An 18,085-nucleotide genomic window follows, 5' to 3' on the forward strand; every position below is an offset into this window, starting at 1 on the left:
ATAATCTAGGGGGTTTCCGGCTGCCGATGCCGGCTAGCTGCCCGGAAGTTCCCCTCCGGCGTAACGCGAGCTGGGAATTTTTCGTTAAAACAACCGCACCGCTTAACCGCGTTAGCGCTGTCTCTCCACCGTTTACAGAAGGGTTTTAAAAAAAATGAACGCTTTCGACACCATCCTGGTTCAGATCAACGAATTCCTGGGCGGCCTCGTCCACGCTGGTTCCTCCACCTCGTCCACCATTGCGCTGGCGCTGGGCATGTTCTAAAGACATCCGCCCGAGAGGCAATCTCCCCGGAGTCTCCGGGGCAATAGCCCCGGCCAGCCCCCTGTTGCCGCGCTTTGTTTGCCCCTTTGGCAGACAGCGTGGCCAAAGTTACGTATCCTGTAAGACGTGACTAATGAACATTATGACGTTGTAGTACTCGGCGCGGGCCCTGGCGGCTACGTCGCCGCCATCCGCGCAGCCCAGCTCGGCAAGAAGGTAGCCGTGGTGGAGAAGCAGTACTGGGGCGGTATTTGCCTCAATGTCGGCTGCATCCCCTCCAAGGCGCTGCTGAAGAATGCCGAGGTGGCCCACACTTTCAACCACGAGGCCAAGGACTTTGGCATCTCCGGTGAGGTCTCCTTCGATTATGGGGCAGCCCACAAGCGTTCCCGCAAGGTTTCTTCGGGCATCGTCAAGGGCGTCCACTACCTGATGAAGAAGAACAAGATCACCGAGGTCAACGGCCTGGGCTCCTTTAAGGACGCCAAGACGATTGAGATTACCGAGGGTGACGACAAGGGCAAGACCCTCACCTTCGATGACTGCATCATCGCCACTGGCTCCGTCGTTAAGTCCCTGCCGGGCGTTGAGATCGGGGGCAATATCGTCTCCTTCGAGGAGCAGATCCTCAAGGAAGACGCCCCTGAGTCCATGGTCATCGTGGGCGCCGGTGCCATCGGCATGGAGTTCGCTTACGTCCTGGCCAACTACGGCGTGGACGTGACCATCGTGGAATTCATGGACCGCGTCCTGCCGAACGAAGACAAGGACGTCTCCAAGGAGATCGCCAAGCAGTACAAGAAGCTGGGCGTGAACCTGAAAACCGGTTACAAGACCACCTCCATCAAGGACAACGGCGACGAGGTGACCGTCGAGATCGAGTCCAAGGACGGCGAGAAGACCGAGACCCTGACCGTTGATCGCTGCATGGTCTCCATCGGCTTCGCCCCGCGCACCGAGGGTTACGGCCTGGAAAACACCGGTGTCGAGCTCACCGACCGCGGTGCCATCGCCATCGATGAGCGCATGCGCACCAATGTCGACGGCATCTACGCCATCGGTGACGTCACCGCCAAGCTGCAGTTGGCCCACGTGGCCGAGGCGCAGGGCGTGGTGGCTGCCGAGACCATCGCCGGCGCCGAGACCCAGGAGCTGGGCGACTACCAGATGATGCCGCGCGCGACCTTCTGCAACCCGCAGGTTGCTTCCTTCGGCTACACCGAGGAGGCCGCGAAGGAGAAGTTCCCGGATCGCGAGATCAAGGTCGCCAGCTTCCCGTTCTCCGCGAACGGCAAGGCCGCGGGCCTGAACGAGACCGCCGGCTTCGTCAAGCTGGTCGCTGACGCCGAGTTCGGCGAGCTGCTGGGCGGCCACATGGTCGGCGCCAACGTCTCGGAGCTCCTGCCGGAGCTGACCCTGGCGCAGCGCTTCGACCTGACCACCGAGGAAATCGGCCGCAACATCCACACGCACCCGACCTTGTCGGAGGCTATGAAGGAAGCTGCCGAGGGTATCGGCGGCCACATGATCAACCTCTAAGGAGCCTTTCCTAGGCGCCGATCCGGATTCCCTTCCCCACCCGTTGGGGGAGGGAATTTTTGCGCTTTATAGACCGAGCGGTTCGAACTTTGCTAATCTGCACTAGACCGCTTAGTTCATGGGGGTGTCCAGGCCGGGCGCGCCGAATAACGCAAAGGATAAATACATGAAGCTTCGCCGCATTATCGCTACCGTCACCGCCGTGGCCGTCGCCAGCACCGGGCTGGCGGCCTGCTCTAGCTCCGACGGGGAGGGCAAGGACCAGAAGATCGTCGTCGGCACCACCGATGCTGCGAAGAAGGCCTGGACCGCCTTCGAGGAGGTGGCCGAGGACAACGGCTTCAATATCGAGGTCGAGAACTTCGAGGACTACGCCACCCCGAACGTTGCGCTGGCGCAGAGCCAGAACGATATCAACAACTTCCAGACGCTGCGCTTCCTGGCGGAGTACAACGTGGGTAACGACGAGGATCTCGTGCCGATCGTTTCCACGGAGATCGTGCCGCTCGCGCTGTTCTGGAAGGACCACGACTCCCTGGATGGCATCGAGGGCGAGACGGTGGCCATCCCGAACGACCCGTCCAACCAGGGTCGCGCGCTCAACGTGCTGGCTTCTGCGGGCCTGGTCGAGCTGACCGGCGAGGACAGCCTCTCGCCGACGCCGGCCGACGTCGACGAGGCCAAGTCCAAGGTCAAGGTCACTACCGTCGATGCCGCCCAGACCACCTCCGCGTGGGGCGAGGGCACCCCGGCCGTCATCAACAACTCCTTCCTGGAGCGCGCCGGCATCGACCCGACCACCGCCGTGGCGCAGGACGATCCGGCTTCCGACGAGGCCGCGCCGTACATCAACGCCTTCGTCGTGCGCGCCGAGGACAAGGATAACGAGGTCTACCGCGAGCTCGCGCAGCTCTGGCACGACCCGAAGGTCCAGGCCGCCGTCGACGAGGACTCGCAGGGCACCTCCGTCCAGGTCCAGCGCTCCCCGGAGGAGATGGACAAGGTCCTGCAGCGCGTCATGGACGAACTCGAGGCGGAATAGGCGCCAAGACTAGGCACCGAGAAGCAGCACCGACATTCCTAGTACGGCGCCACCGCCGAGCGATGCGTGTCGATGTCCAGCGCCTCGTGGATGGGCGGGAACGCGCGCTGGGCGCAGTTGCTGCGGGGGCAGATGCGGCAGCCGGCGCCGATCGGGGTGGCGCTGGACATGTCGGCTAAGTCGAGGCCGGCGGCGTAGACGGTGCGGTCAGCGTGCCGCGCCTCGCAGCCCAGCCCGATGGCGAACATCTTGTTGGTGTCGCCATAGCGGCCCTGTAGGTACTGGACGGTCCGGGCCACCCACAGGTAGTTGCGTCCGTCCGGCATCTGCGCCAGCTGCCGGGAGATGATGCCGGGCCGGGAGAAGGTCTCGTAGATATTCCACAGCGGGCAGGTTCCCCCGGAATTGGAAAAGTGCACGCCGGTGGCGGATTGGCGCTTGGACATGTTGCCCGCGCGGTCCACGCGCACGAAGGTAAAAGGAATGCCGCGCTGGTTGTCCCGCTGCAGGGTGGACAGCCGGGAGGCGACCGTCTCGTAGCCCACGCCGAAGGACTGGCACAAAAACTCAACGTCGTAGCCAGACTTCTCGGCCTCCGCGTGGATGGATCCGTAGGGCAGCACGGTCGCGGCCGCGAAATAGCTAGCGATGCCGCGCAGCGCCAACCGGCGCGATGCCTGGGAGGTAAACGGCTCCTCGTCGGCGGCGTCCGTGATGAGATCGCCGGCCTCCAAAAACCCCAGCTCCGTGGCCATGCGGAAGGCGCGCTGGCCCTCGGTCAGCCGGCTGGCCAGCAGCAGGGTGCCGGCCTCCCGGTCGAGCCGGTGCAGAGTGCCGTCCAGCTGGCCGACGGTCTTGATCTCCAGGTTGTGCTTCGAGCGCAGTCGGTCGGCTAGGGCCCGCTCGGTGTCGCGGATGTGGAAGGGCTCGACGCCCAACTCGCCGGCTAGGTCTTCGGCGTGGTGGTCGAGACCGTCGAGGTAGTTCTGGCGGGCGTAGAAGAAATCGCGGACCTCGTCGTGGGGCATCGATAGCGCCTGTGCCGAGTCCGTGACGCGGCGCGAGTCCGTGGCCAGGGAAAGCTTGTCGCGGACATTGCGGTAGCGCCGGTGCATGTCCACCAGCGTGCGTGCGACGGTGGGGTGGTTGTAGACCAGCTCGGACAGCTCCTGCAGCTCCACGGGGGAGGGACAGAGCTCCTTGTCCTGGATGACGTCCTGGATTTCGGCGAGCAGCCGGGAGTCGTCGTCGCGGGAGAAGAACGTGGCGTCCACGCCGAAGACTTCGGTGATGCGCAGCAGGACCGGCACGGTCAGGGGGCGCACGTCGTGCTCGATCTGGTTCACGTAGCTAGCCGACAGGCCCAGGGTGGACGCCAGGGAGGCCTGGCTGAGGTCTCTTTCGCGCCGCAGCTGCCGCAGCCGGGAGCCCACGTAAGTCTTCGTCATGACGGATAGGTTACCTGCCCAATGCCCCTATAACAGTGTTTTAGCAAATTTTGTGTGAAGGTTCTTAGCGGTGGTGTGAAAGTAGTGCTTAGGGGATAAAAGGTACAAACGTCCGGTTTTGAAAATCGCCCGATCCGGGGGCGATACCTGCGAAAGTATGACACCAATTGGGGTAAGTCATTCACCATTAACGCGTCGGGTGACCAACCTCACAAATGGCGAAATAATTACACAACACACATGTTTTCTAATTGCGAGTTGCCAAGGTGGCGCCCCATTTCCTAAAACGCAGATTTGGGCACCCTTACCTAAAGCTGGGGAATTTCAAGCAAGGCAAAATTTGCCAGTGGTCCTGTGGGTCAGCTCATAACTAGGAGAAAGGCCCATATCCTGCGTAAAGTCTAGGTTGACTATGGAGGTGTCATGACTTTGAAGAAACCTGACCGTGAGGCAATCGCTCACGGTCGTATCAGTGAAGAACCGATCCGCCAGACCCCCGGCGTCCCGTCGTGGGCTCTCAAGCTCATCATGGCGGTCAGCGGTCTCTTGTTCGCTTTGTTCGTCGTCGGCCACATGGCCGGTAACCTGAAGCTGTACATGCCCGCCCATGGCGGCGAGGAAGCTCTGGACGTCTACGGCGAGTTCCTGCGCTCCCTGGGTGAGCCGCTGCTGCCGCACGGCACGGCCCTGTGGATCATCCGCATCGTGCTCCTGGTTGCCCTGGTTGGCCACATCTACGGTGCCATCGCGCTGCATTCGCGCTCGAAGGCTTCGCGCGGCAGCTTCCGCCGCTCCAACCTGATGGGCGGCCTGGACTCTTTCGCTACCAAGTCCATGCTGGTCACCGGCATCGTGCTGCTGCTGTTCCTCATCTTCCACCTGCTGGACCTGACCATGGGCGTGGCCCCGGCCGCTCCGGACGCCTTCGTCCACGGCGCCGTCAAGGCCAACATGATTGCTACCTTCAGCCGCTGGCCCGTGACCATCTTCTACGTGCTCGCCATGTGCTGCCTGTTCCTGCACCTGACCCACGGCATCAAGCTGGCTGCTTCTGACCTGGGTATCACCGGCTACAAGTGGCGTCAGACCTTCCTGGTGCTGGCCTACCTGATTCCGGCCATCGTCTGCATTGGCAACATCGTTATGCCCCTGTCCGTCGCCTTTGGCTTCGTCAGTTAGTAACTAGGACTGATAGGAATATTTGAACCCATGACTAATACCGAACTGAAGCGAGAGCACCCGGACTTCTCGCACCCAGAGTCCATCGTCGAGGGCGTGCGCCCCGGCAAGATCCTGGAGTCGAACGAGCCTCACGGCGTCCCGATGAAGGACATGTGGAGCTACCAGAAGGACCACATGCAGCTGGTCTCCCCGCTGAACCGCCGCAAATTCGAGGTCCTCGTGGTCGGCACCGGCCTGGCCGCCGGCGCCGCCGCGGCCTCCTTGGGCGAGCTCGGCTACAACGTGAAGGTCTTCACCTACCACGACTCCCCGCGCCGTGCGCACTCCATCGCGGCCCAGGGCGGCGTGAACTCCTCGCGCTCCAAGAAGGTCGACAACGACTCGGCTTACCGTCACACCAAGGACACCGTGAAGGGCGGCGACTACCGCTGCCGCGAGTCCGACTGCTGGCGCCTGGCCTCCGAGTCTGGCCGCGTCATCGACCACATGAACGCCATCGGCGCCCCGTTCGCCCGTGAGTACGGCGGCACCCTGGCCACCCGTTCCTTCGGTGGTGTGCAGGTCTCCCGTACCTACTACACCCGTGGCCAAACGGGTCAGCAGCTGCAGCTGTCGACCACCTCGGCGCTGTACCGCCAGATCGGGCTGGGCAACGTGGAGCTGTTCTCCCACCACGATCTGCAGGACATCATCACCTACGATGACAATGGCACCAAGCGCGCCGGCGGCATCGTCACCCGTAACCTGATTACCGGCGAGCTGAAGGCCTTCACCGGCCACGCCGTCATTCTGGGTACCGGTGGCTACGGCAACGTCTTCCACATGTCCACCCTGGCGAAGAACTCGAACGCCGGCGCCATGATGCGCGCTTACGAGCAGGGCGCCTACCTGGCCTCCCCGTCGTTCATCCAGTTCCACCCGACGGGCCTGCCGGTCAACTCCGAGTGGCAGTCGAAGACCATTCTGATGTCCGAGTCGCTTCGTAACGACGGCCGCATCTGGTCCCCGAAGGCCGAAGGTGATGACCGCGACCCGAACTCCATCCCGGAGGAGGAGCGGGACTACTTCCTGGAGCGCCGCTACCCGGCCTTCGGCAACTTGGTCCCGCGTGACGTCGCCTCCCGCGCCATCTCCCAGCAGATCAACGCCGGCCTCGGCGTGGGCCCGCTGAAGAACTCGGTCTACCTGGACTTCCGCGATGCCATCGAGCGCCTCGGCAAGGACAAGATCCGTGAGCGCTACTCGAACCTGATCGAGATGTACAAGGAAGCCATCGGCGAGGACGCCTACGAGACCCCGATGCGCATCGCCCCGACTTGCCACTTCACCATGGGTGGCCTGTGGAGCGACTTCAACGAGATGACTTCCATCGACGGCCTGTTCGCCGCCGGTGAGTGCTCCTGGACCTACCACGGCGCTAACCGCCTGGGCGCGAACTCGCTGCTGTCGGCTTCCGTGGATGGCTGGTTCACCCTGCCGTTCACCATCCCGAACTACCTGGCTAACCACCTCGGTGAGGACAAGCTGGCCGAAGATTCCGAGGCCGCACAGCGCGCCCTGGAGCGCGCGAAGGGCCGCATCGACCGCCTGATGAACGTCCGCGGCAACGACCCGCACGGCCCGGCCTACTACCACCGCAAGCTGGGCGAGCTCCTCTACTGGGGCTGCGGCGTGTCCCGTAACGTCGAGGATCTGAAGACCACCATCGGCAAGATCCGCGAGCTGCGCTCCGAGTTCTGGGCCAACGTACGGATCCCGGGCTCCGCCGAGGACATGAACCAGGTGCTCGAGTACGGCGCCCGCGTGGCCGACTACTTGGACCTGGGTGAGCTGATGTGCATCGACGCCTTGGACCGCGACGAGTCCTGTGGCGCGCACTTCCGCGACGATCACCTGTCCGAGGACGGCGAGGCCGAGCGCGACGACGAGCACTGGTGCTTCGTCTCGGCTTGGGAGGCTGGCGAAGGTGAGCACGAGTTCATCCGCCACGCCGAGCCCCTGTACTTTGATTCGATCCCGCTGATGACAAGGAACTACAAGTAATGAAACTGACACTTGAGATCTGGCGTCAGGCCGGACCGACCCAAGAAGGCAAGTTTGAGACGGTCCAGGTCGACGACGCTGAAGAGCAGATGTCCATCCTGGAGCTGCTGGACCACGTCAACGACGGCATTATTGAGCGCGGCGAGGAGCCGTTCGCCTTCGCTTCCGACTGCCGCGAGGGCATCTGCGGCACCTGTGGTCTGACCGTTAACGGCCGCCCGCACGGCCCGGGCCAGAACACCCCGGCCTGCCAGCAGCGCCTGTTCCAGTTCAACGACGGTGACACCCTCAAGATCGAGCCCTTCCGCTCCGCGGCCTACCCGGTCATCAAGGACATGGTGGTCGACCGCAGCGCCCTCGATCACGTGATGGAGCAGGGCGGCTACGTCTCCATGGACGCCGGCACCGCCCCGGATGCCGACACCATGCACATCAACCACGAGACCGCCGAGTACTCGCTGGACCACGCGGCCTGCATCGGCTGCGGTGCCTGCGTGGCGGCCTGCCCGAACGGCGCAGCCCACCTGTTCACCGGCGCCAAGCTGGTGCACCTGTCGCTGATGCCGCTGGGCAAGGAAGAGCGCGGTCGTCGCGCCCGCAACATGGTCGACGACTTGGAGCAGAACTTCGGCCACTGCTCGCTGTACGGCGAGTGCGCCGACGTCTGCCCGGCCGGCGTTCCGCTGACCGCGGTCTCCGCGGTCACCCGCGAACGTGCCCGTGCTGCTTTCCGCGGCAAGGACGACTAGACTATAGTCAGTAGAGAAACACCAGTAACAACCGATTCCGGCAGAAAGTTCATCCCTATGAGCACTCATTCCCAGGCAATCGCGGATCACGCGAGCGAGACCTACCCGGAGTTTTCCGGCAAGATCCAGGACAACTACATCGAAGGCTACGAGCCCGTGTCGTTCGCCGCGCCGCACTCTTCGCTGCTGCGCACCTCCACCTGGGTGGGCATGGGCCTCATCATGGGCATCCTGCCGGCCATCGGCATCATCACCTGGGGCCTTGGCATTTACCTGTTCCCGAACGGCACCGCCTCTGAGGCGCATGTGGACACCACCATCATCATTGGTGTGGTCCTGGCCGTCATCATCTCCATCGCGGCCATCGTGTCCGTGAAGTTCGGGCGCCGCTACTACCACCAGTACCGCAAGGAAACCGGTCGCGTTAACTAGGCCAAACGCCAAGGACACAAGCCGTACCCGCTGCTGGCGGGTGCGGTTTTTCTTGCTTTGCTGGGCTTGACGATGCCGGGCTTGACGATGCCACCCCGCCTGGTCCAGCACCCCGGCGCCGGTGGCGCCCCGGCCAGGGCGCCGCTGGGGCAAGTCCCGAGATGAGGCAGAATGGATAAGGGAAAAAGACACTGCGCGGCGGTTAAGGAGTATTCACGTTGGGCAAGCACAGCACTGCTGCTAGCTACGAGGGCGTTAGCCACCAGGGTCAGGCAGTGGAAGCCAGCGCCGGCGGCATCGCTAGCCGCCCCGTGCCGGGGCCGTCGCCGGAGGTGGAGCAGGAGCGGCGCCGCACGCTGCGGAACCACAAGATTTTTGTGACCGCGCTGCTGGGCCTGGCGGCCGTCATCTTCTTCGCGTGCTCGTGGTGGCAGAACCAGCCCGGGGGCGCGCCGGTGTGGGTCGGCTACGTGCGAGCGGCCGCGGAGGCCGGCATGGTCGGTGGCCTGGCGGACTGGTTCGCCGTGACGGCGCTGTTTAGGCACCCGATGGGTATTCCCATCCCGCACACGGCGCTCATCCCGCGCAAGAAGGACCAGGTGGGCGAGGCCCTGTCGGAGTTCGTCGGGGAGAACTTCCTCAACGCCGAGCTGATTACGGACAAGGTCTCCCAGGCGCAGCTGCCGGACAAGCTGGGATGCTGGCTGTCCCAGGAGGATAACGCCGCGAAGGTCTCCCGGGAGGCGGGCAAGCTGACGGCCAACGCCATCCGGGCGCTGGACCCGAAGGACGCCGAGGCGCTCATCCAGTCCCAGATCCTAGACCGGCTGGCCGAGCCCGAGTGGGGTCCGCCGGCCGGGCGGCTGCTGGAAGGGCTTATCGCCGACGGCAAGGTCGAGCCCGTCGTCGACGAGCTCATCGATTACGCCCACGCCAAGGTCGGCCAGATGGAAGAGCCCGTCGTGCGGCTCATCGACGAGCGCATGCCGCAGTGGGCGCCGCGCTTTGCGCGCTCGCTGGTGGGCGAGAAGGTCTACCGGGAGCTGGTCCAGTTCGCCGACGAGGTCAAGGCGGACAAGAACCACCCGGCCCGCCAGTCCATCCGCCGCAACCTGGACAAGTTCGCCGACGACCTGCAGCACGACCCGGGCATCATCCGCCGCGTGGAGGAGCTCAAGGTGGACCTGATGGGCTCGGAGCGCATGCAGCGCGCCCCGCAGGCCATCTGGCGCCAGTCGGCGGCCGCCATCATCGCGCAGGCCGAAGACCCGGACTCGATGCTGCGCGAGAAGATCCGGGGCCTCTGCCTGCAGTGGGGCACCAATATTTGCGAGGACCCGCAGCTGCGTGCCAGCCTGGACCGCCGCATTAACGGCACCGCGGCCTTCCTAGCGGACAACTACTCCGGCGAGGTCACCTCGATCATCTCGGAGACCATCGAGCGCTGGGACGCGGAGGAGGCCTCCGAGAAGATCGAGCTCATGGTGGGCAAGGATCTGCAGTTCATCCGCCTGAACGGAACCATTGTCGGTGCGCTGGCCGGCTTGGTCATCTACACTGTTAATCACCTCATATTTGGCGTTTAGGGACGGTGTTCTGGGACTTCCCACTGGGCCCTCTCCCCGGCGCCGGATACGCTTGCACGACCAGTTTTTACAATCTCATACCGGCACGACCTAAAGAACCGAACGAAAGTATTTCCCCGAGGAGAAAACCATGGCCGAGCACACGCAGCAGCCGAACAACGGAAACAACGACAAGTCCATCGCGGATTCGCTGAAGGAATCCTGGGGCCCGATCAAGGAGGCCGGCGCCTCCGCGCTGGGCGTGGCCAAGGACTTCACGGACCGCTTCCGCGAGGACCGCAGCAGCCACGCAACCGATAAGCCGGAGATCGGAGAGGACGCCTCCCTCGTGGACAAGGCGAAGGCCGCCGCGAAGGACTACGGCGGATCGCTGCGCCGCGCGGCGGAGGGCACCAAGGACTCCGAGTCTTTCAACGCCGCCAAGGACAACTTCGGCCAGGCCTACAACGCCACCAAGGACGGCGTGAACGAGGCCGTCAACACCGCCCAGGAGCGCCGCCGCGCCAACGGTACGACCACCGAGCAGGAAGACGCCGGCAGGAACGCCAAGGGCGCTGATTCGGTGGCGGATCCGACGCAAGATATCATCGATGGAGAGGTAATCTCCACTGAGGACAACCAAGAGAAGTAGGTTTAACAGCTAGTGTTCTTTCTCGATAATCCCGTTATTTTCGTACTGACCGCGATCGAGACGGTGCTGTTCTGGGGCGTGGCCATCGCCGCCATCGTGGGCGCCGTGATGGCCGCCAACACCCGGGAGGACGCGTTCACGGCCGGGGACCGCCAGTCCAAGATGACGTGGGTTGCGATCATGGCCGGCTCGGCCCTGGCACTGCTGCTGAACCTGCCGTTCCTGAAGTGGATCGCGGCGGTCTGCGTGGGCGTCTACTGGTTCGACGTGCGCCCGCAGCTGCGTGCCCTCATCAACGGCGACTACCGCTACTAGGGCTGTACTCGGTATGCTGCCTGACGATGCCGCGTGGCTCGCTCAACGCGTCTACTGGGACCTAACGCGCGCGTCCCGCGCCGAGGTCGAAAGCGCCGTGAAAGAGTATTCCGGCCCCGTGCTGCTGAGCCCGCACCACCTGCCGCAGGCCGCCGCCGGCCGCGTGGCCGCCGTCGCGGGCTTTCCCACCGGCCGGCACCACAGCCTGGTCAAGGCGACGGAGGCTCGCCTGGCGGTCCAGAACGGCGCCGCCGAAATCTGGGTGGCTGTCGATGCCACCTTGAACGACCCCAACGCCCTGCTCACCGATCTGGTCACGGTCCGCGAGGCCTGCCCCGACCCGGTCGTGCTGGGCGTCATCCTGCCGGCTGCCGATGTCGCCCCGGCTGCCCCGGACCTCGTAGTGGATATGGCCGAGAAGGCCGGCTACCAGCGGGTCATCATCCGCGGCGACCAGGAGGGGCCAGAGACGGCAGATTCGTGCCTCGAGCGGATCCTGTGGGCGGAAACTGCCCTGGATATCGGTCAGCAGATCGACGCGCTGGAAGAGGGGTACGTCGCGGTCGCCACCTCCTTTAACCAGTTTGTTTGTTTTATGTAACGCTAGTGGTGTTTTGCGTCTCGGAGAGCTTGACGTTATCCCCGGCGACGGTGATCTTCAGCGTGCCCTCCTGGACCTGCACGTCCTCGATGGCCAACTCGGAGCCGGCCATCTGCTCAGACAGGCCGTCGGACAGCGACTGGGTAATCTGCTGGGTTACCTCCGCGGGCAGCTCCATGCCGAAGAGGGTGGACTTGGTGGCCTCGATCTTCAGGTTGCCGTCGGCGGCGTGCGGGGTCAGCGACAGGGTGGCCAGCCCGCCGCCCAGCTGCACCTCGAGGACGTTTTCGGCGTCCTTGGAGGTGATGTCGGTGACCACGATATCGCCCAGCATGTCCAAGCCGGACTGCTCGCGCAGGCTGTCCTGGAAGGTCTTGAGCAGGAACTCGTCGGGCAGGGTGGTGGTGGCCACCAGGTGCCCGGCGGTCTCGGAGTTCATCTCCAGGTCGGTGACCTCGAGCTGCGCGGCAGGCTGGCCCTTGATGCCCGCGTCCGAGATGTCCAAGGTGGAGGGCACGTCCATGTTGATTTGCCCGATGGTGCCGCTGAGCACGCCGATGACCAGCGGGCTGGCGCCGAAGTTCACGGAAGGATCTTCCTGCATCACCACGCCGTCGGACTCGGCGTTCTCGCGCAGCTGCGTCTTCATTTTGTCGCCGACGAACCAGCGCAGTCCGAACTCGGCCACGAGGACGAGGACGAGGAGGGCGACGAGCACCCCGACGATAATCTTCCAGGCCGTCGATGCGGCAGATTTGTTTTGAGCCATGCTCACCAGTTTCGCCCATAACGGTGGGCTTCGGCAACGCGGGGCGGCAAATTCGGCCTAGGGGGTGACGAATTCCCAGTCAACGGTCAGGTGGTTGTCGCGCAGGCGGCGGCGTGCGGGCGCGACGGGTAGGCCGGCATCGCGAAGCAGGGCCTGGGCCATCCGCCAGCGCACGCGCGGGCCGTGCGGCGCCCAGCCGGCGCAGTGATCCCAGGCGCGGTCCGCGGCCGACAGCAGCTCGTGGATGCCCTCTCCCGGCACGTTGCGGTGGATGAGCGCCTTCGGCAGGCGCTCGGCGAGCTGGGAGGGGCGCTCCACGTCGAAGGGATCCCAGGCCAGCGTCAGTGTCTGCGGACCGGCAGCGTCCAGCAGGATCCAGGTGGCGCGGCGGCCCAGCTCGTCGCAGGTGCCCTCCACGAAGGCCCCGCCCGGGGCCAGCCGCGCGCAGACCGCCTCCCAGGCCTCCGGAACTTGGTCGACGTCGTACTGGCGCAGCACGTTGAAGGCGCGCACCAGGTGCGGGTGGTGGCCGGCCAGCTCGAAGCCGCCGAGCTCGAATTCCACGCCGTCGCGGGGCGGCAGGACCCGCTCCGGGTTTACCTCCAGTCCCGTGACCCGCGTGTGCGGGTTGACCCGGCGCAGCCAGCGCGCCCATTCCACGGTGGTGGTGTGGGACGCGCCGTAGCCGACGTCGATGGCGTGCGGGACCGGGTGGCTGCGCAGCAGCGAGGCGATGTCCGGGTGGGCGTGCATCCACCTGTCGCAGCGCCGCAGCCGGTTGACCGCGGTGGTGCCGCGGGTGATGACGCCAAAAGGCCGACCCGCGCTGGGGTTAGCCTTCAGGTTATGCGCGTGGTCGGCCATTTAAGGAGTGGGCGTTTTAGAGGTTGTCGGTGATCCACTTGTCGGTCAGGGCGCCCTCGTTGTTGAAGAGCTCCTCGAGAGCCTCGCCCACCTTGGGCTCGATGGCGGCGCCCATCATCGGGATGTTGACGGAGATCTCGTTGGTGTAGGCCAGGGTGGTGGTCTCTCCCTCGCCGGTCAGCTTGATCTCGCCCTTGAAGTCCACCGGGGTGCCCTTGACGTCGGCGGTGTAGTTGGCATCGGCCGCGTTGCCGTCCAGGTCGGAGGTGGTGAACACGCGCTTGACCTTCAGGTCCTGGGAAACCATGGCGCGCACGGCCTCCGGCAGGAGGCTGGTCGGCAGGATCTCGTACAGGATCGCGGTGTCGTTGGTGAAGTCGTGCACCTGGCCCGGATCCGGCGACAGGTTGGCTACCACGTACTCCCAGTAAGCCTCGGTACGCAGAGCTTCGTGCACCTTCTCGATGGGCTGATTGATAGTCACGGTGTTTTCGCTACGAGTTGACATGGTATACAGACTACCGTGGATAACGTGCCTGAAGAATTATTGACCCAGCAGCTGAATGAAATTGACGGGGTGGAGCTCGATCCACAGGTGACGTTCGCGGATCTGACCACCTTGCGCATCGGCGGTTCCCCGCGGGCCTGCGTGCGCGCCGCGACACCCGAGGCGGCCGCCCAAGCCATCGCTGCTATCGATGCCTCCCGCGCGCCCCTGGTCATCGTCGGCGGCGGCTCCAACCTGGTCGTCGCCGAGGGCCAGCTCGACTACATCGCCGTGCTGCTCGACTTCGACGCCGTGGACATCGATGCCGCATCCGGCATCGTCCGCGCCCAAGCCGGCGCCAACTGGGACGCCGTGGTGGCTGCCACCGTCGAGACGGGCCTGGGCGGCATCGAGTGCCTGTCCGGCATCCCGGGCAACGCGGGCGCCGTGCCGGTGCAGAACGTCGGCGCCTACGGGGCGGAAATCTCCGACGTGCTCACCCAAGTCAAGCTCTACCACCGCGAGAGTAGGCAGACCGAGTGGGTGCCGGCCGCCGACCTGGAACTGGCCTACCGCTACTCCAACCTGAAGTTCACCGGCCGCGCCGTCGTGCTGGAAGTCGAGCTGCAGCTGACCACCGACGGGCTCTCCCGCCCCCTGCGCTTCGGCCAGCTCACCGACACCCCGGGCGAGCAGCGCCCCGTCGCCGACGTGCGCGAGCAGGTCCTCAGCCTGCGCCGCGGTAAGGGCATGGTCCTAGACGCCAGCGACCACGACACCTGGTCCGCCGGCTCCTTTTTCACCAACCCCATCGTGCCCAGCGCCGTCGCCGATTCCATCCAGGCCGCCACCGGCGAAGATTCCATGCCGCGCCATGTCGTCTCTGCGGTTTCTGCCGGTTCCGCCGTTTCTGGTGGAGACAGCGAAAGCGGCACCCAGGAGAAACTGAGTGCTGCGTGGCTCATCCAGCGCGCCGGCTTCGACAAGGGCTACCCCGGCCACGGGGCCGCCACCCTGTCCACCAAGCACACGCTGGCGCTGACCAACCGGGGCGGGGCCAGCGCGGACGACATCGTTCGGCTAGCCCGCGACATCCGCGCCGGGGTGAAGAAGGCCTTCGGTGTGGAGCTGGTGCCCGAGCCGGTCTGGCTGGGCGTGAGTATTTAGCTACTTGTCCTCGGCCATGACCTGGTCCCACTCGTCCTTCTTGTCCAGGAAGGCGCGGGCGGCTTCGTGCGCGCCCTCGAGGGAGTGGTTAGCGCCCCAGCCGCACTGGACCTCGTTGGCGGCGGGGACCTCGGTGGCGCTCAGGATGTCGTTCAGCCCGCCCTCGAGGGCGCGCAGCAGCTCCTCGCGTCCCATGCCGTTGGTGATGGCGTAAAAGCCGGTCAGGCAGCCCATCGGGGCAAAGCCGATTAGCTTGTCGGTGTAATTGCGCATGAACTGGGCCATCATGTGCTCGATGGAGTGCATGGCCTTTGGTTCCAGGTGCTCCTTGTTGGGCTGGCAGAAGCGCAGGTCATATTTGATGACCTCCTTGCCATCGCCCAGATCCGTCTTGCCGGCCACGCGCACATACGGCGCGGCCACCAGGCGGTGGTCCAGCTCGAAGGATTCGACGTTCGACGGGGTCTTTTCGGAAGCATTGTTCTTCTCAGTCATATCTCCCAGTCTAACGACACCCCGCCGGAGTGGGTGTCTATTTCTTGCGCACCCAGCGGGTGCTTTAAGGTCTATAGCTGTGACTAAGCACGAACCGGCGGACGCTGTACCCGTGGAGACCGTCGTCCCCATGGGCGGCTCCGACGTCCTGCGCGTGGCCGGCCACTCGGGGGACGCCGATCCCTTAGCCCGCAGCAACCGGCTGCGCAAGGACAGCTGGGTGTTAGTCGCCCGGCGCACCTGGCGCGACTTCTTCCACGACGGCTTCTTGGACCGCGCCGCCGCGATGACCTATTTCACCCTCATGGCCTTTGCCCCGACGGTGCTGGCGGCTTATTCCATCGCCACGCTGCTGTTCGCCAGCCGTAAAGAAGAAGTCCTGCGGGTGACCTCCGATTTCATCGACCAGTACTTGCCGCAGACCTTCGAGGACCAAGCTAATTCCATCGTCGGCTCCATCATCGGTTCGACGGCCGAAGGCACCCTGGCGCTGGTGATCTCGGTGCTCATCTCCCTGTTTTCCGCCTCCGCCTACGTGCGGGCCTTTTCGCGGACCGCGAACCTGGTCTACGGCCGGATGGAGGGCCGCAGCCTCATCCGCACCTGGTCGCTGATGTGGGGCCTGACGTTGGTTCTGGTCATCGGCGCGGTCATCGTGCTCTTTGCCAACCTGCTGCGCGATACCATCGTCACCGGTGCCATCCAGCCCGTCGCGGAGCAGCTCGGGCTCCAGGAGGCCGCCGAATTCCTCATCAGCATCTTCCTGCCGGTGTGGAACTGGCTGCGTTTCCCTATCACGCTGCTGGTGGTCCTGACCCTCGTGGCGGTGCTCTACCACTACGCGCCCAACGTGCGTCCCGAGCGCTTCCGCTGGCTGACCCTGGGCTCTATCGTCGCCGTCGGGGTCAACGGCCTGGTCTGGTTCGCCTTCGGCCTGTTCGTGCAGTACGTGGCCAGCATGAGCGCCTACGGCGCCATCAGTACCGTCATGGCCCTGTTCGCCGCGATCTGGATCATGAACACGGTGCTCATCGTGGGCATCAAGATCGACGCCGAGATCCTGCGCGCCAAGGAACTGCAACTGGGGCTGCACTCGGAGCAGCACATCCAGGCCGCCCCGCGCGACGACACCGCCGCCCGCGCCCAACTCGCCGCCCAGGAAGACCTCTGGGCCCGCTCCGGAGACATCCGCGATGCCGCCGAGGCCGACAGCCCCGAAACCCCGGACGAGTCCTAGAGGGCGTTGGCCATGCGCGATGAATTCACGACACCATTCGGCGATTCGTCGCTGTCTGCCAAACTACAGAGTGCGTTGAGCGGCGTGGACTGCCGCGGGGCCTGTGCCGCGGTGCTGGGCCCTGAGCTTCCGGGCGGGCAGTCAACCGCCGGCCAGGGATTTTCTCCCGAGCGTACTTTCCACATCGGCTCCGTTGGCAAAGCATTAAACGGGCTCATCTTCTCCGCGATGGTTGCCGAGGGGGCAGTCTCCCGCTCAGCGTCCTTGTCAGACTTCTTGCCTTTGGCTGGGGCGCCCGCTGGGGACGTCACCCTGGTAGCCCTGGTCAATCACACCTCTGGGCTGCCCAGCGTGGGCGGTGGCCGGGTGGCCGCCCTGCGGTCCCTGTGGCGGTTGATCCGGAAGAAGGATCCGCAGCCCGAGGGCTTCAGCGATCTGATGGCTCAGCTGCGGCGGGCTCGCCTCGGACCGCCGGAGTTCCACTACTCGAATCTGGGCGGCGCTGCGCTCGGGCACGCGCTGGCTGCTGCCGACGGCGTTTCCTACCCACAGCTGATCGCACAGCGCATTGCGCAACCGCTGGGGTGTCCGACCCTCGCAGTTCTAGACCCGGGCGCGGCGGAACGTGAGGCCGATGTCCCAGGCCTGAGCGTGTACAACACCGCGCAAGAGCCCTGGTCAGGGGAGGGATACGCCCCGGCGGGTGGGATTCGCGCATCCGCGCAGGACATGGTCATCGTGCTCGAGGCCGTTCTTGATGGCCGGCTACCAGGGCAGGGGCCGGGGCCATCGCAGCGGTACTCCACGGGCATGGAGGACCCCAACGGCGGCGAGCATCTTGTCTCGGATGGGTGGTTTATCCAGGAGGCAGCCGGTAATACTGGCGAGCTGGCGTGGCATAACGGCGCTGCCAACGGATTCGTGTCGGCGGTCGTCCTCGACCGCGCGGTACGACGCGGCGTGTTCGTCTCGCTGCGCGACGGGACGATGGACAGCGACCCACTGTCGGTGGCGCTGTCCCTGCTGCGGGAGGTGTGAGGCTCAGGTTGCCGCCTTGGGGGCGGAGATGGAGCCCGGGTTTTGGGGCCAGGCGCGGGCCGTCTCAAGTCATCCCTGCCTGCAGGAGAGTTCCCGACAAGTTTGGGGCTGGGACCCCACCCCGGAGGGCAAAACTTGTCCGGAACTCTCGTGGTGGCTCCTATAGCAGCGCCGGCAGCCAAAGAGCGCCTAGAG

18 protein-coding genes are annotated in these 18,085 nt (G+C 64.9%); 13 read left to right on the plus strand and 5 right to left on the minus strand.

Annotated elements, in window-relative coordinates:
• The first annotated feature begins 391 nt into the window (after positions 1-391).
• Positions 392-1,804, plus strand: coding sequence for a dihydrolipoyl dehydrogenase (lpdA, locus tag CCONF_RS01245; RefSeq protein ID WP_290224407.1), 1,413 nt, complete (start codon positions 392-394; stop codon positions 1,802-1,804).
• Between the two features lie 166 nt (positions 1,805-1,970).
• Entirely contained in the window at positions 1,971-2,846 is an 876-nt protein-coding gene (locus CCONF_RS01250) for a MetQ/NlpA family ABC transporter substrate-binding protein (RefSeq protein WP_290224409.1), read from the plus strand.
• 38 nt (positions 2,847-2,884) lie between these two features.
• On the opposite strand, the gene ramB is transcribed toward CCONF_RS01250, so the two are convergent.
• A complete protein-coding gene (gene ramB / locus CCONF_RS01255; RefSeq protein ID WP_290224410.1) occupies positions 2,885-4,294 on the minus strand; it encodes an acetate metabolism transcriptional regulator RamB in 1,410 nt (469 codons plus the stop codon).
• Positions 4,295-4,717: 423 nt separating this feature from the next.
• Between ramB and CCONF_RS01260 the strand changes: the two genes are divergently transcribed.
• From CCONF_RS01260 to CCONF_RS01295, 8 genes are all read left to right on the plus strand, one after another.
• Entirely contained in the window at positions 4,718-5,473 is a 756-nt protein-coding gene (locus CCONF_RS01260) for a succinate dehydrogenase cytochrome b subunit (protein WP_290224413.1), read from the plus strand.
• 30 nt (positions 5,474-5,503) lie between these two features.
• Complete coding sequence (locus tag CCONF_RS01265) at positions 5,504-7,519, plus strand: fumarate reductase/succinate dehydrogenase flavoprotein subunit (protein ID WP_290224415.1); 2,016 nt, start codon at positions 5,504-5,506, stop codon at positions 7,517-7,519.
• On the plus strand, positions 7,519-8,268 hold the full coding sequence (locus CCONF_RS01270) for a succinate dehydrogenase/fumarate reductase iron-sulfur subunit (protein WP_290224417.1): 750 nt from the start codon (positions 7,519-7,521) through the stop codon (positions 8,266-8,268). The genes CCONF_RS01265 and CCONF_RS01270 overlap by 1 nt, the downstream gene beginning before the upstream one ends.
• A 57-nt stretch (positions 8,269-8,325) precedes the next feature.
• The gene (locus CCONF_RS01275; protein ID WP_290224419.1) at positions 8,326-8,700 is read left to right on the plus strand and encodes a hypothetical protein; all 375 of its coding nucleotides are present in this window, start codon (positions 8,326-8,328) and stop codon (positions 8,698-8,700) included.
• A 275-nt stretch (positions 8,701-8,975) separates the two neighbouring features.
• Positions 8,976-10,286 carry a DUF445 domain-containing protein gene (locus CCONF_RS01280; RefSeq protein ID WP_290226177.1) on the plus strand — a complete coding sequence of 437 codons (1,311 nt, stop codon included), beginning with the start codon at positions 8,976-8,978 and terminating at the stop codon, positions 10,284-10,286.
• A gap of 130 nt (positions 10,287-10,416) precedes the next feature.
• Complete coding sequence (locus CCONF_RS01285; protein ID WP_290224422.1) at positions 10,417-10,917, plus strand: CGLAU_01105 family protein; 501 nt, start codon at positions 10,417-10,419, stop codon at positions 10,915-10,917.
• 36 nt (positions 10,918-10,953) lie between these two features.
• Complete coding sequence (locus CCONF_RS01290; RefSeq protein ID WP_409338398.1) at positions 10,954-11,232, plus strand: DUF2516 family protein; 279 nt, start codon at positions 10,954-10,956, stop codon at positions 11,230-11,232.
• A gap of 13 nt (positions 11,233-11,245) precedes the next feature.
• Positions 11,246-11,833 carry a hypothetical protein gene (locus CCONF_RS01295; protein WP_290224426.1) on the plus strand — a complete coding sequence of 196 codons (588 nt, stop codon included), beginning with the start codon at positions 11,246-11,248 and terminating at the stop codon, positions 11,831-11,833.
• Here CCONF_RS01295 and CCONF_RS01300 read toward each other — a convergent pair.
• Genes CCONF_RS01300 through CCONF_RS01310 form a run of 3 tightly spaced genes read right to left on the minus strand, consistent with a single transcriptional unit; the run spans position 11,826 to position 13,974 of the window.
• Positions 11,826-12,602: an LmeA family phospholipid-binding protein gene (locus CCONF_RS01300; protein ID WP_290224429.1), complete on the minus strand. Its 777-nt coding sequence runs from the start codon at positions 12,600-12,602 to the stop codon at positions 11,826-11,828. The two genes, CCONF_RS01295 and CCONF_RS01300, sit on opposite strands and share 8 nt — an antisense overlap.
• 57 nt (positions 12,603-12,659) lie before the next feature.
• The gene (locus tag CCONF_RS01305) at positions 12,660-13,466 is read right to left on the minus strand and encodes a class I SAM-dependent methyltransferase (protein ID WP_290224433.1); all 807 of its coding nucleotides are present in this window, start codon (positions 13,464-13,466) and stop codon (positions 12,660-12,662) included.
• Positions 13,467-13,482: 16 nt separating this feature from the next.
• A complete protein-coding gene (locus CCONF_RS01310) occupies positions 13,483-13,974 on the minus strand; it encodes a DUF2505 domain-containing protein (protein WP_290224435.1) in 492 nt (163 codons plus the stop codon).
• 24 nt (positions 13,975-13,998) lie between these two features.
• On the opposite strand from CCONF_RS01310, the gene CCONF_RS01315 reads away from it, so the two are divergent.
• Positions 13,999-15,120, plus strand: a complete 1,122-nt coding sequence (locus tag CCONF_RS01315; protein ID WP_290226179.1) for a UDP-N-acetylmuramate dehydrogenase — start codon at positions 13,999-14,001, stop codon at positions 15,118-15,120.
• Here CCONF_RS01315 and CCONF_RS01320 read toward each other — a convergent pair whose 3' ends face one another.
• Positions 15,121-15,615, minus strand: a complete 495-nt coding sequence (locus CCONF_RS01320) for an S-ribosylhomocysteine lyase (protein ID WP_290224437.1) — start codon at positions 15,613-15,615, stop codon at positions 15,121-15,123.
• A gap of 79 nt (positions 15,616-15,694) precedes the next feature.
• Here CCONF_RS01320 and CCONF_RS01325 point away from each other — a divergent pair, with 79 nt between their 5' ends.
• Both CCONF_RS01325 and CCONF_RS01330 read left to right on the plus strand, forming a co-directional pair.
• The gene (locus CCONF_RS01325; RefSeq protein ID WP_290224440.1) at positions 15,695-16,852 is read left to right on the plus strand and encodes a YihY/virulence factor BrkB family protein; all 1,158 of its coding nucleotides are present in this window, start codon (positions 15,695-15,697) and stop codon (positions 16,850-16,852) included.
• Positions 16,853-16,864: 12 nt separating this feature from the next.
• Positions 16,865-17,890, plus strand: a complete 1,026-nt coding sequence (locus CCONF_RS01330) for a serine hydrolase domain-containing protein (RefSeq protein WP_290224443.1) — start codon at positions 16,865-16,867, stop codon at positions 17,888-17,890.
• The last annotated feature ends 195 nt before the right edge of the window (positions 17,891-18,085 follow it).

The organism is Corynebacterium confusum, from assembly GCF_030408715.1.
In the GTDB taxonomy this organism is placed as follows: Bacteria; Actinomycetota; Actinomycetes; order Mycobacteriales; family Mycobacteriaceae; genus Corynebacterium; species Corynebacterium confusum.

Excerpts from the sequence above, each read along its gene's own strand:
- ramB (WP_290224410.1), bottom strand. The coding sequence starts at position 4,294 with ATGACGAAGACTTACGTGGGCTCCCGGCTGCGGCAGCTGCGGCGCGAA.
- CCONF_RS01305 (WP_290224433.1), bottom strand. The coding sequence starts at position 13,466 with ATGGCCGACCACGCGCATAACCTGAAGGCTAACCCCAGCGCGGGTCGG.
- CCONF_RS01275 (WP_290224419.1), top strand. The coding sequence starts at position 8,326 with ATGAGCACTCATTCCCAGGCAATCGCGGATCACGCGAGCGAGACCTAC.
- CCONF_RS01320 (WP_290224437.1), bottom strand. The coding sequence starts at position 15,615 with ATGACTGAGAAGAACAATGCTTCCGAAAAGACCCCGTCGAACGTCGAA.
- CCONF_RS01310 (WP_290224435.1), bottom strand. The coding sequence starts at position 13,974 with ATGTCAACTCGTAGCGAAAACACCGTGACTATCAATCAGCCCATCGAG.
- CCONF_RS01300 (WP_290224429.1), bottom strand. The coding sequence starts at position 12,602 with ATGGCTCAAAACAAATCTGCCGCATCGACGGCCTGGAAGATTATCGTC.
- CCONF_RS01285 (WP_290224422.1), top strand. The coding sequence starts at position 10,417 with ATGGCCGAGCACACGCAGCAGCCGAACAACGGAAACAACGACAAGTCC.
- CCONF_RS01270 (WP_290224417.1), top strand. The coding sequence starts at position 7,519 with ATGAAACTGACACTTGAGATCTGGCGTCAGGCCGGACCGACCCAAGAA.
- CCONF_RS01250 (WP_290224409.1), top strand. The coding sequence starts at position 1,971 with ATGAAGCTTCGCCGCATTATCGCTACCGTCACCGCCGTGGCCGTCGCC.
- CCONF_RS01260 (WP_290224413.1), top strand. The coding sequence starts at position 4,718 with ATGACTTTGAAGAAACCTGACCGTGAGGCAATCGCTCACGGTCGTATC.
- CCONF_RS01330 (WP_290224443.1), top strand. The coding sequence starts at position 16,865 with ATGCGCGATGAATTCACGACACCATTCGGCGATTCGTCGCTGTCTGCC.
- CCONF_RS01295 (WP_290224426.1), top strand. The coding sequence starts at position 11,246 with ATGCTGCCTGACGATGCCGCGTGGCTCGCTCAACGCGTCTACTGGGAC.
- CCONF_RS01265 (WP_290224415.1), top strand. The coding sequence starts at position 5,504 with ATGACTAATACCGAACTGAAGCGAGAGCACCCGGACTTCTCGCACCCA.